12 protein-coding genes and 1 tRNA gene are annotated in these 12,369 nt (G+C 51.0%); 9 read left to right on the top strand and 4 right to left on the bottom strand.

From position 1 onward, the window contains the following. Positions 1–54: 54 nt before the first annotated feature. From recJ to EKM88_RS06215, 4 genes are all read left to right on the top strand, one after another. Positions 55–2,328, top strand: a complete 2,274-nt coding sequence (recJ, locus tag EKM88_RS06230; RefSeq protein ID WP_125704666.1) for a single-stranded-DNA-specific exonuclease RecJ — start codon at positions 55–57, stop codon at positions 2,326–2,328. Positions 2,329–2,337: 9 nt separating this feature from the next. Further along, positions 2,338–2,865 carry an adenine phosphoribosyltransferase gene (locus EKM88_RS06225; protein ID WP_125704281.1) on the top strand — a complete coding sequence of 176 codons (528 nt, stop codon included), beginning with the start codon at positions 2,338–2,340 and terminating at the stop codon, positions 2,863–2,865. Between the two features lie 100 nt (positions 2,866–2,965). Then, positions 2,966–3,481 (top strand): Cys-tRNA(Pro) deacylase, encoded by a 516-nt coding sequence (gene ybaK, locus EKM88_RS06220; RefSeq protein ID WP_125704279.1) that lies wholly within the window; start codon positions 2,966–2,968, stop codon positions 3,479–3,481. Positions 3,482–3,497: 16 nt separating this feature from the next. After that, positions 3,498–3,812 (top strand): DUF960 domain-containing protein, encoded by a 315-nt coding sequence (locus EKM88_RS06215; protein ID WP_125704277.1) that lies wholly within the window; start codon positions 3,498–3,500, stop codon positions 3,810–3,812. A gap of 94 nt (positions 3,813–3,906) precedes the next feature. On the opposite strand, the gene EKM88_RS06210 is transcribed toward EKM88_RS06215, so the two are convergent. After that, entirely contained in the window at positions 3,907–4,314 is a 408-nt protein-coding gene (locus EKM88_RS06210; protein ID WP_125704275.1) for a hypothetical protein, read from the bottom strand. Between the two features lie 435 nt (positions 4,315–4,749). Here EKM88_RS06210 and EKM88_RS06205 point away from each other — a divergent pair. After that, a tRNA-Ser gene (locus EKM88_RS06205) sits at positions 4,750–4,837 on the top strand. 180 nt (positions 4,838–5,017) lie between these two features. Here EKM88_RS06205 and EKM88_RS06200 read toward each other — a convergent pair. The 3 genes from EKM88_RS06200 to EKM88_RS06190 all read right to left on the bottom strand — a co-directional run bounded on the left by EKM88_RS06200 (position 5,018) and on the right by EKM88_RS06190 (position 7,875). After that, a complete protein-coding gene (locus EKM88_RS06200; RefSeq protein ID WP_164512021.1) occupies positions 5,018–6,136 on the bottom strand; it encodes a tyrosine-type recombinase/integrase in 1,119 nt (372 codons plus the stop codon). A gap of 98 nt (positions 6,137–6,234) precedes the next feature. Then, positions 6,235–7,461 (bottom strand): replication initiation factor domain-containing protein, encoded by a 1,227-nt coding sequence (locus EKM88_RS06195; RefSeq protein WP_060417026.1) that lies wholly within the window; start codon positions 7,459–7,461, stop codon positions 6,235–6,237. Positions 7,462–7,674: 213 nt separating this feature from the next. Continuing rightward, positions 7,675–7,875, bottom strand: coding sequence for a DUF3173 family protein (locus tag EKM88_RS06190; protein ID WP_060417025.1), 201 nt, complete (start codon positions 7,873–7,875; stop codon positions 7,675–7,677). A 192-nt stretch (positions 7,876–8,067) separates the two neighbouring features. Between EKM88_RS06190 and EKM88_RS06185 the strand changes: the two genes are divergently transcribed. The 4 genes from EKM88_RS06185 (at position 8,068) to EKM88_RS06170 (ending at position 12,295) form a co-directional block, all read left to right on the top strand. After that, complete coding sequence (locus EKM88_RS06185) at positions 8,068–8,586, top strand: helix-turn-helix domain-containing protein (RefSeq protein WP_060417024.1); 519 nt, start codon at positions 8,068–8,070, stop codon at positions 8,584–8,586. 88 nt (positions 8,587–8,674) lie between these two features. Then, on the top strand, positions 8,675–9,046 hold the full coding sequence (locus tag EKM88_RS06180) for a type II toxin-antitoxin system RelE/ParE family toxin (protein ID WP_060417023.1): 372 nt from the start codon (positions 8,675–8,677) through the stop codon (positions 9,044–9,046). Next, positions 9,043–9,363: a helix-turn-helix transcriptional regulator gene (locus EKM88_RS06175; protein ID WP_125704271.1), complete on the top strand. Its 321-nt coding sequence runs from the start codon at positions 9,043–9,045 to the stop codon at positions 9,361–9,363. Before EKM88_RS06180 ends, EKM88_RS06175 begins: the two co-directional genes overlap by 4 nt. A gap of 181 nt (positions 9,364–9,544) precedes the next feature. Further along, positions 9,545–12,295 (top strand): DNA methyltransferase, encoded by a 2,751-nt coding sequence (locus EKM88_RS06170; RefSeq protein ID WP_125704269.1) that lies wholly within the window; start codon positions 9,545–9,547, stop codon positions 12,293–12,295. The last annotated feature ends 74 nt before the right edge of the window (positions 12,296–12,369 follow it).

The raw sequence follows: 12,369 nt of genomic DNA, 5'->3' as shown, positions 1-12,369 counted from the left end.
GGGTCGCCGCATTTTCTGGTATACTAGTCCAGTTAGTATGAAAGGACGATGACTGTGGCGCATTACGACTGGCAACTGGCAACCCAACCCGAGGCAGAGCAGATCACGCAGGTGGCGACCGATTTGAAAGTGCCGCCATTTTTGGCGCGGCTTTTGATCCAGCGGGGCATCACGACCCAGGAAGCATTCGAAGGGTACGTCAACCCGGACCTCAGCCGACTGCACGACCCATTTTTGCTACACGACATGGCCAACGCGGTGAGCCGCATTCAGCAGGCGATCGAACAGCAGGAAAAAATCACCATCTACGGCGACTACGATGTGGACGGCCTGACCGCGACGAGTATCATGCAGGAGACGCTCCAAAGCATGGGCGCCGAGCCGATGGTTTTCATTCCCGATCGCTTCACCGATGGTTACGGCCCCAACGCCGCGGTGTACCGTTACCTGCAAAGCAGCGGCACGCAGCTGGTCATCACCGTGGATAACGGGGTGGCCGGGGCGGATGTGATCGATGCCGCAATGGCCGCGGGCATGGATGTGGTGGTGACGGACCACCACGAGCTGCCTGAGGTGTTGCCGCAGGCGGTGGCGGTGGTGCACCCGCGCCACCCGGAAGGGGCGTACCCATTCGGGGACCTCAGCGGGGCGGGGGTGGCCTTCAAGGTGGCCACGGCCTTGCTGGGGGCGGCGCCGGTGGAAAGCATTGACCTGGCCGCGATGGGCACGGTGGCGGATCTGGTCGGCTTGACCGACGAAAATCGCATCATCGTGCAGATGGGGCTGGCCATGATCCGCACGCAACCGCGGGCTGGGATCGCGGCGTTGTTGGCTGTGGCCAAGGTCGATCCGGCAACCGTGGACGAGGCGACCATCGGGTTTGCCCTCGGGCCCCGGTTGAACGCGTTGGGGCGGTTGGGTGACGCGACGCCTGGCGTGACGCTGTTGACGACGTTTGACGATGAGGAAGCGGCGGTGCTGGCGGCCAACGTCAATGACCTGAACACGAAGCGCCAGGCGCTGGTGCAGACCATTGCGGACGAGGCATTGGCGCTGGCGCACACACCGGAAAATGCGGCGCGGCGCACGCTGATTTTGGCTCACCAAGGCTGGCATGAAGGCGTGCTCGGCATTGTGGCCAGCCGCATCGTCGAGGCAACCGGCAAGCCGACGCTCGTGCTCAACATCAGCAAAGACGGGGACAGCGCCAAGGGCTCCGGCCGCTCGGTCGACGCGTACCATTTGTTTAACGCCCTAGACGCTGTCCGGGATGAGATGACGCACTTCGGCGGCCACCACATGGCGTGTGGGCTGACTGTGCCGACCGCCAACATTCCGGCGCTTGAAGCCGCGATGGAAGCGGCTGCGGCGGTCAGCCTTAAGGAGACGCCCAAGCCCGTGCTCGCCATTGCCGCGCGGTTGAGCCCGGCGGAGCTGACGATGGCCAACTACACGCTGTTGCGCCAGCTGGCGCCGTTTGGCAGTGGCAACCCGGAGCCGACCTTCAGTCTGCGCCCGGAGACGCTGGGTGACGTGAAACCGATCGGCAAGACCGGCGCCCACCTGCGTTTTCAGGCGGACGGGAACCCGGTGATCGCCTTTGGTTACGGGGATCAGGCTGCTGCGCTCAGCGAAGCCAGTCAGGTAAAGCTGGCGGTGCGCCTAGATGCCAATACCTGGCAGGGCCGCACTAGCTTACAGCTGCGGCTGGCGGACTGGCAACTTCAGGCGCCGGCCGTGATCGATCTGCGCCTGCCGCGACCGTCTGCCGAGCAGTTCCGTGGTGCGTTCACCTACGTCTTTTTTGATGCACGCGTGCAGGCGCAACTGACGCGCCAGTTCCAGTTCGGGGGGCCAGTGGTGGCCGCCAAGGATCTGACAAGTGCGACCCATGACGTGGTGCTGGTGGACCTACCGCCGGATGAGGCGACCCTGACAGCGGTGATGGTCCATGTCGCGCGGCCAGTGCGGGTGGTGTTCACCGCCGATCCCGCCGCACTAGTCGCGCTGCCAACGCGACAGGAGTGCGGACAGGTGCTCCATTTTCTGACCGCTCACCCCGATTTTGACAAGCACCACCTGCCGGCTTTGGCCAAGGCGGTGCACTTGACCACGACCCAGGCAATCTTTGCCGTGCAGGTGTTTTTTGAACTCGGGTTTGTTACAATAGAGGGTGCGCTGATTCGCGTCGCACCGGCGCCAACCAAGCAGCCGCTGACCAATGCTGTGGCGTATCAAAAGCGCGTGGCGTTCCTGGCGCTGGCCAAGACGCTGCAGACTGCTGCGCGCCCAGCGCTTGAACAGGTCTTGACGGCCACCAGAATGTGAGGCAATAACATGACAATCAACTTTAAAGACTACATTGCAAGTGTCCCGGACTTTCCGGAGCCCGGGATCGTCTTCCGGGACATCTCGCCCTTGATGCAAGACGGCAAGGCATTCGCCGCTGCCACCGACGAAATCGTGGACTACGCCAAGGACAAGGGCGTCGAAATGGTGGTTGGGCCCGAGGCCCGTGGGTTCATCGTTGGCTGCCCCGTGGCCTACAAGCTCGGTGTGGGGTTCGCCCCCGCGCGCAAAAAGGGCAAGTTACCGCGCGCAACCGTGAGCGCCAGCTACGACCTAGAATACGGCCAAGCGACCCTGTACTTGCACAAGGATGCCATCAAGCCGGGCCAGCGCGTGTTGGTCTGTGACGATCTGCTCGCGACCGGCGGGACGCTGGCGGCCACCATCGAGCTAGTCGAGAAGCTCGGGGGTATCGTGGTTGGCACCGCGTTTTTGGTGGAGTTATCCGACCTGCACGGCCGCGACAAGATCAAGGGCTACGACGTCTTCACGCTGACAACGTACCAAGGGAAGTAATCTAGGGCCTGGCGGCGAGCTGGGCCTTTTCATTGCCACGACCCTTTGATTTGCGTGGGTTCTCGGCAAGTGAGATGATAGGGATATGGAGGGGCGCGACATGACCAAGAAGAAAAAAGACGATAAGACGCTCGTCGAGAAAATGCTCGACAAGGCCAACATCGCCTATCAATCCTATGAGTTCCCGACCCACGCGGAAGGGGATGTGGCCCAGCTGACCGTCGAGCACCTCGGCGTGCCTGAGCACCGCATCTACAAGACGCTGGTGCTGATCGGCAACAAAACCGGCCCGGTGGTCGGGGTGGTGCCGCTTGATCGCCACATTGATTACAAGAAGCTCAGTGCGGTCTCCGGTAACAAGAAGGTGGGGATGGTCCCACTGAAAGACTTGGTCGCAACGACCGGCTACGAACACGGGGCCAACACGCCGATCGGCATTCATGCGCGCCACAAGTACCCGATTTTTATCGGGGCGGAAGCCGAGCACGAAACCGAGATCCTGGTGTCGGCGGGGAAAATTGGGCGTTCTGTCGGCCTCGCGCCCAAAGCGCTCGCCAAGTTTGTCGGCGCCAAATTCGTGGATATCACGGCCCTTGAGCCGACTACAGATGAATAAGAAGGGGGATACGCACATGTTTGCATCCACTCACAGCCGCTTCGCCACTTACGGGGTGATCGCCCAACTTCCGGGGGAGATCATTGATAGCATCTGGATGATCATCGATCAGAACCTCACTGGCGTGGTCCCACTGGGGAAGCTCCTACGCTTTGACCTGCTGAACACCAAAGGAAAGCTGACCATCGCGTTCTCCCAAGACGGCAGCGACACCCAAATGGCCATCGATTTGCCGTTCGATTACCGCACCGATTTTCCGAGTACGGTGATGGCGTACGATGATGGTACGGCGCAAACCATTCTTCTGCCAAGCGAGGCAGAAGGCGACTAACTGACAAACCGGCTCAGACGTTCACGTCTGGGCCGGTTCTTTTGGGTGTCAGGTGTTTGCTTGCGTCCCCCGAAGCAGGCGAACACAGGTTGCGTTAAACGCAGACCTCGATCTGGGCGAAGGCGGCATCGATATCGGCCCGCGCTTCGACTTGTTGGGCCATGCCGGCATCGAACAATCGCGTGTTAAGTCGGTCAGGCTCGATCGCGCGCAGGGTCATGGTCACACCGTTCTTGATGCCACGCAGGCCTTCGATCAAGCGCTGGTTAAAGGTTTCGTAGCCGCTTGGGGCAGTGATCCGTGCGCACTGCTCAACGAAGCGGTTGTAACGCAGGATGTTCTTGCTGAGATACAGCCGCAGCCGGTCGAAGTTTTCACTCGCATAACAATTGCCTTTTTCGATGTTCTTACAGGTGTGTAAATATTCTTTGAAAACCGTCTCAAAAACGAGAAGGCGTTCTAGTTCCTGGTTGACACAAGCGACATATTGGTTTGTTAACATCAGCTGCTCCCCCTTGCTCACGAATTAACTTAACTTACGAGACTAATTGTAGCGTTTGCAAAACTAATCGTCAATATAATTAATACAGAAAAATAAAAATTCGTTTGTTATGTTTTAGATTATTAAAAAACAGACTTGTATCCGCTATCAAGTGTTTGCGGACTGAGAACACTCGCGTTAATGAACAGGGTGAACCGTTGTGGGTGAGGCGAGTAGTCAGTTCGCCGAAAATATTTTTGGCGTGGAACATCTCAACGAAGGCGTCGCCCAAATGGTCGATTGAAGCGACAATCAGTCTTTGTGGCGTTGCGACCATCCCTTTGATTGGCACGAGGACTTTGCGAATTTGATCTTCGTGGTGTGATCAAGTGCGCCCGGCCGCGGTTTAGCGTTGCAAGGGGCGGTGATTTTTGCTATACTCATCATTGTTGTTATGGAGAGTTGGCAGAGTGGTAATGCAACGGACTCGAAATCCGTCGAACCGGCTAATACCGGCGCACGAGTTCGAATCTCGTACTCTCCTTCATAAACGTTGGTATATCAGCGTTCCGCAGCCTTTCTGGGTTGCGGTTTTTTGTTGCTTTCAAACACTTGTTTGGGTCGAAATCGGCCTTCCAGTACCAGTGCAGTACCAGTTCGAAAAATCAGACCGCCGTTTTTGGTGGTAAACGTGTACGGAATTTCATATAATCAGACCTTTCTTTTAGAAGAATTTATCGAGGGCATCGGCGGTTTCGCGTTGCTTATTTGGGAAAAGATGCCCGTAAGTGTCAATCGTTGTGACGATGCTGGCATGCCCCAGTCGTTCCTTGATGATTGTGTACTCTGTTTCTTGGTCGATCAGCAAGGCGACGTGCGAGTGCCGAAAATCGTGAATCCGAATCTGCTTCATCGTGGGATCACGCTTGCAGATACGTTTGTAGCGCATGCGAATCGTGTGCTTGTTGCGGCGTATCAGCGTTGCTTGGAACATCGGCGTATCTTCGCTCCAGTCGAGGGCTAAGTCGTGCTTGAAGAGTTCCTGTTGCTGTTCACGCCATTGCAGGAGCAAAGCAATCATGCCTTGGTTGAGGCTAATACGACGATTGCTTGCCTTGGACTTCGGCGGGGTAATGATATCCACGCCGCCGCGTCGGAACACCGACTTGCTGACAGTCAGCTCTTTGCGTTTGAAGTCGAGATCTGACCAATCCAGCGCACAGAGTTCGCCGACTCGCAAGCCGGAGAAGAATAGCAGCGAGAACAATACATACCAGTCGAATTCCTCTGGCAGATGAATCAGCTTGGTAAAGGCATGAAATTCATCTGGCGTGTAGAACTCCATTTTCTTGCGTTCAATTTTGAGCTTCTTCACGCCAACACAAGGATTTTCGATGATCACTTTCTCCTCAACGGCGACGTCGAGTATCAGCTTCAACTCAATCAAGGTCTTGTTGTTGGTGTTGTTGCTCAAATCACGTTCTTCGGTGAGCCATTCTTGAAAGTCGCGGATATGCTCGCTGGTCAGGCGCTTAATATCGGCATTGACGAAGAACGTCTGGATATAGCGCTTGTACACAGCACGCTGCGACTGCAAGTAGGACGGTTTAATGTGGATCTTCACGCGATTCACGTAACGCTCGAACAATTCGTCGAAGGTGACCGTTTCTTGATTGAACAGCCGGTCGACGCTAGTTCGCATCATCTCCTTTTCAACTTCGCGGGCAGCCGTCATTGAATGAATGCCTTGTTTCTTCTTGCGGCGGCGCTTGCCGGTGACGGGATCAGTGCCAAAGGAGACACTGACAACATACGTGCCATTAGGTGCTTGGGTAATGCTCATTTCATACCTCCAAATAATTGAAGGCACGCTTGCTTTGGTCGTTGACCATGATATACTTGGCTTGTCTAGGGCAAAGTATCGGGTGCGTGCAATCACGTTCATTCGTTGCTTTGTTTTTTTTCGTTTTCATGTTGCGCTTGTTCGAGTACCTCCTTGAGTAGGGTCTTTTGTTGCGGCGATAATTCCGCATCGTTGATCATGTCCGCGATCATATCGGTACCGTTGAACGAATCGACTTGCTGAACCATTTTTAGGCTAGGGGCAACTTGCTTGGTCAGCCAGTTCAGCACGCTATCCATCGTGATCGGTTCTGGCCGCATTGCCAGCTTCAAGCGATTACGGTTATCGCCGATAAACGTTTGCCAGTCTGGATCGAGTGGACAATCGGCCAATTTCTTTGAGCCTTCTGGCGTGACGACCCGCAAGTAATGGTTGATGATCCCGAAGACGACTGCTTCGGCGTCTTGGCAGGCCAGCAATTCTTTCATGGCTTTTTGAGCACGCTGGTCGCGAAGCCGGACTTCGAACCGGTTGAGGATTGGAGAATCCTCTGGATAGTCGATTTTATTTTTGAAATATTGCTCAATGTCCTTTTGGTAGCCAATCATTTGCACCAAACTTTGCGGCGAACCGAATTGAACGGTTTTACCAACGCAACCTTTCTTAATAGTTTCGATTGCGCCTTTACTTTTGAACAAGCTCACTAGCTCTTCTTTTTCGACTTTTTGAATCAAGTGGGGAATGTCGATAATCCCGACGGTATCATTGATGGCGAAGTCAACCCGTTTGTAGATCCCGGTTAGGTCATCGCAGGCTTGAAAAAAGTCGAACCAAGTTAGCCCATCTCGAACAAGCACCGCCTCTAGTTGGCGGCAACCTGAGCCGTGCATTTCAACCATTGTTCCCAGATAGGCGTTTGGGCCACCCGGACGTGTACTCATGATCGAAATATCGCCACGCTGAATCGTGTAGTCGAACCCGTAAAACGCCTTTTCCGTTAAGGAGAAGAAATCTCTGTTCATTGGAAATAGTTTCTTGAACACATACTCGGCGTCTTGTGTATTGAATCGCACTCGCACGTAATCGACTAAAATAAACATCGAATCACGGTTTGTTAGGCCTAGAAGTGCGTGGCCCAGGCGCCGTTGCATTTCTTCTGTAATTACGCAGCGTCCATTTAATAGTCGATTGACGTAAGATCGTGTCATGCCTAATTGTGCCGAAAGTTGCGTCTGGTTGATACCAGCAGCTTTCATTTGTCGGCAAAATTCCACCAACCAGCCGTGTCCAGTGTAATCGCGGCCATTCATCATTGTTTTATCCATTGCTCACCTCATGTGCTCTGATTTCGCCAGCTGTGAACGGTAGATTACCGCGTTGGGCGGCGAATCGCGTGTGTTTTCTGCCTCGTTTCGGATTGTGATTGTCATTTTGTGCCCCCCTGTTAGAATACGGGGGCTTGGGCGTCCGGCTAACGCCGACCGCCGCCGCTCGCGCTAGCGGCTTTTGCGCTGCACGCCGCGCGCGGCGGCGTGGTGTTACGTGACCATTGCCAAATCTTCAAATGGATTGAAGCCTAACAGACTGACGATAGCGTGGAGTGGGACTTGGCCGCACTTGCGGTTTGCATAGAAGCAGTGGCCGTCTGCAACCAAGTTAAGTTTGCATTGATGAATAATCTGACCGGCTTTGTAACCGGAAAAACCAAGCTGCATAAGCATCTTCTTGTCGACTAACATATAATCACCTTCTTTGGTTTGTATTTAACATGTATAGGTTTATAACCTGCTATGGCTGAATCATACCATCTTCTAAGAGACTTATCAACCTCTTTAGGTAAATTGCAAACAGGTTTCGTTTAATTCTTTCTTGACACTTTCAATGGGTTTCATTAAGCTTCAAGTAAGGCCACACAAAGGAGAAATCAACCCATGTTCGGAAAAAGTGAAGAAGGTATCGACAAGAAGCTCGCTAGAAATATTAAGCGTATTCGTATGGAACGCGGCATGACGCAAAAAGAACTTGCTGATGCAATGGGTAGCATCGAGCAAAGCGTGTCTAAGTTTGAGCGGGCGATTTCGGCACCGTCTGCTAAAGCCATCATGCAGCTGTGTAAGGCATTGCAAGTCACTCCCAACGACTTATATCTCAATGACGCGGACTGGCGTAGCTGGCAATCAGAGAAGCTTGAACACCAAGACCATTCCGTTAACGGCTTGGTCGATCACGTCGAAATGGTTCAGAAGATGTTTGCGGAAGCAGAACTCGCCCGCAAAGCCGGAGATGAGAAACTGGAGCGCGCTACTCTGGATCAAATCATTCAGATGTACATGTGGACTAACGACCATTTCCGTGACGTCGCGCACTTGCTCGATCGGCGATATGTGACCGAGTACCTCGACAAGATGGAAAAGGAAACTCGCGAATCGATCATCAACAGTCAAAAATAGAACTTTCGTGGTTTCTTGCAAGTAATCTGATTCGCCACAGCACGGTCACATATTTGTTTTCCGGTTCAATATATGGTACAATATAATTATGGAAAAGCCAAAATTTAGACCTTACAAGCGGCCGAACGGCCACATGGAATTCATTGAATTTCTCGACTCGCTGCCACTCAAGGAACGAGCAAAACTACAGTTAGCCATCCATACTACGGAAGAGCTCGGCTTACAAAAAGCAGCTCAACGGTTGCTGGTCAAGAAGCTCACAACTAATTTATATGAGTTGCGTTCACGACAAGGAAAAACCTATCAGCGCGGTTTGTATTTTCACGTATCTGGCGGTGATTATGTCATCACCCACGGCTTCTCTAAGAAGACAAACAAGACGCCACAGCGAGAAATTGATCATGCAATCGACCTACGAGCTGAGTTCTATCAAACCTACAAGGAGGAAGACGACAAATGAGTAAAGACATGCACGAATTCACAATGGAACACACCGCTAATCTCGACGCCTACTTCGCGGAAATGATGAAAGATTCCTCGTACCGTGAAGTCTACAATGAAGAAAAAAACAAAATGGCAAGTGCAATGGCGTTGCTCGAAGCGCGCGAGGAAGCTGGTTTATCCCAACAGAAGCTGGCGGACAAGTCCGGGGTTCCTAAGACAACGATCGTTCGTATTGAAAATGGTAACAACACTTCCATTGACACGTTAACAAAACTTGCAAATGCGCTGGGTCGCCCACTCAACTTGACGATTGGCCCGGCGAGCATGGCGTAGAATCTATGCCTAATTTGATTGACGGCACCAACGTCATAAACTTATGATTACGGCGTCCCTGTTTGGCAGGCGCTTGAGGCCAGGGATTAGGAGAGGTGGTAAAACCATCTTGAGCACTCACTGGCTTTTTTGCGCAGACAGTTCATCAGCAACATCAAACCAGAGTATTGGGGTATGGAAAATGGAAAAGAATGCATTATTACAGCGAGCACTAACGTTTCAAAAGAACTGGCTTTCCTTAGTGGAACAGGGACATGTGACCGAACGGCAGCATGATCGTGAATTTATGGCCGATTTTTATGAGGTCTTTGGAATCTCACGTTCTGTTAGTCGTGCTGGATATGAATGGCGGGTAAAAATTGACGGACACGATAAGCGGATTGACTCGCTACTACCAAAACTGCTGATTATTGAAATGGAATCTCAAGGCGTGAAGATTGTCAACAATCCCAATGCTGGATACGAACAAGCAGCCCGCTATGCATACGCTCTCGACGATGCGAACAAGCCCAAGTACATTTTGGCGTGTGATTTTGAACACTTTTATTTACGTGATCCAGCAACGAAGGATTTTTGGACGACAACACTGCAAGACTTTGTCAAAGACATTGATGAATTCTCATTCCTGCTTGGCTATGAACAGAAGCTGCAAGAAGACCAAGCTGTCGTCAACGCGAAAGCCGCTGGTAAAATCTCAACAATCTACAGGCATATCTTAGATGTTGGAGTTCAGCCTAACGCGGCTAGTCTGCTGATGACTAGAATTGTTTTCTGCCTCTTTGCTGACGACACCAGCATCTTTGAACGTAACGGTGTCTTTCAGGAATTTTTAGAGAACACAGCCGAAGACGGTAGCGATTTGCTATCGAAGTTGACGGTATTATTCCGCCAGCTTAATACTAGTGATCACGATTGGATTGGCCAGAAGCGTGAGTTTGGATACATCAATGGTGGTTTGTTTGCGTTAGACATTGCGAAATTCACAACTGATTTAGGACTTACATTTAACGCAGACGTTCGTCAATCGCTGATTGATGCCTCGCATCAAGACTGGTCAGTTATTAGCCCTGTTATCTTTGGCTCAATGTTTGAGGGTGCATTGGATCCAGAGAAACGACATGACCTAGGCGCACACTTTACCTCGGAGAAGAATATTCTTAAGGTTATCGACTCATTGTTCATGGACGATCTCCGACGTGAGTTTGATGTAGCCCGCCACACATCTAACGCGGGTGGCGCACGAACTAAGGCATTGAATCGGTTACACTCAAAAATTCTCGACCTAAAGTTCTTGGATCCAGCCTGTGGATCAGGTAACTTTCTAATCGTTGCATACCGTGAACTAAGACGACTTGAACATGAAATTCTTGACGCACTAATCAAGGATCAGGTTCAAGGTGGTATGCAGCTATCATTTGACTTTGTCACAACGAACATAAAAGTCGAAGTAAGCCAGTTTTATGGTATTGAAATTCAGGCTTACGCCGTTTCTATTGCCAGAGTTGGAATGTGGTTGATGGATCATCTCATGAATGTTGAAGCGAGTGAACTTTTTGGAGAACTAGTACGCCGCATACCGCTTCATGCCGGTGCCAACATCATTAGGGCCGATTCTTTAACCAATGATTGGTTTGAAGTATTCTCACAAAAAGGTAAAGAGCTTCACATGAAGCCACTCTACTCTAATGAGTTGGACTTTATTTTTGGTAATCCTCCGTTCCTCGGCTATACTCTTGAGTCAGCTGACCAGAAAAAGTCACACGAAGTCGCAACTAAATCTATTAAAGGGTACAAAAAGCTTGATTTTGCAAGTGGCTGGTTTATTAAGTCCGCATCAGCAATGCAAGCTAACCCTAATATTCAAGCAGCACTGGTTGCGACAAATTCAATTAGTCAAGGCGAACAAGCCACAATTTTGTGGAAAGCATTATTCGCACAAGGAATTAACATCAATTTTGCTCATCAAACTTTCAAATGGGATAACAATGGTGCTGCGGTGCATGTTGTTATCATCGGATTTAGGAAGTCAACAGTAGATGCTTCACATCTGTTCACTTATGAGTCTATCAATTCGGATCCAATCGAGAAAATAGTTCCACACATCAATCAGTATCTGCTCAACCTTCCTCAAACAATCATCGAGGCTAGTAGGATTCAGCTATCTGGTCTCCCAGAGATGACGAAAGGTAGTTCACCCACTGATGATGGAAATTTTATTTTAACTCAGGAAGAAGAACAACAACTTACTCAAGTGTGTGCGGATAGCTCTCGCTATATTTTTGACTACTACGGTGCTAAGGATTTTTTGCATAACACACCGCGGCGAATTCTGTACCTCAAAGGTGCACCTCTCTCGGTTCTTGCGACTCCACTAATTAAATCTAGGCTGGAACGAATTAGAGAGTTTCGGAAGAAAAGCTCTAAAAAAAGCACAATAGCTTTGTCAGACTACCCGGCTCAATTTGATGAAGACAGAGTTGACCTTGGGCCACTTATGGCAATTCCCCGTGTTTCTTCAATACAAAGAGAGTATGTTCCCATGGGTTATTTTACAGGCAACGTCATCATGGCAGATGCCACTTTTCAACTATCTAATGCTAGTCTAGCAATATTTGCGTTGCTGGAATCCAAAATGCATACAGCGTGGCTTCGGATGGTTGGAGGAAGATTAAAGAGTGATTTTCGGTATTCGAACACGTTGGTTTATAATACGTTTCCAATACCGCCACTTAATGCTCATGAACGAGGATATCTGGATAGATACGCAGAGCTTATCTTAGCTGCTCGTGATGAGAATAGTTCAAACGAGACAAGTTTGGCCTCTCTCTACGATCCTGTTATCATGCCTGCTACTTTGAGAAAAGCACACATGAGAAATGATAAGTTCGTTGATTCCATTTATGGATTATCGGATCCATCGGAAGAAGATTGAAGACGGCATATAGCTTTACCAAGTAATGCGAAGTTTTTGACACCACTCGGCGAAGAAATTGCCCAAGGTCGGCG

The sequence above is a fragment of the Lacticaseibacillus daqingensis genome, assembly GCF_003946115.1.
Taxonomy (GTDB): Bacteria; Bacillota; Bacilli; order Lactobacillales; family Lactobacillaceae; genus Lacticaseibacillus; species Lacticaseibacillus daqingensis.
The sequence above is the reverse complement of the archived record's forward strand: the minus strand, read 5'-3'. Positions and strand labels throughout refer to the sequence as shown.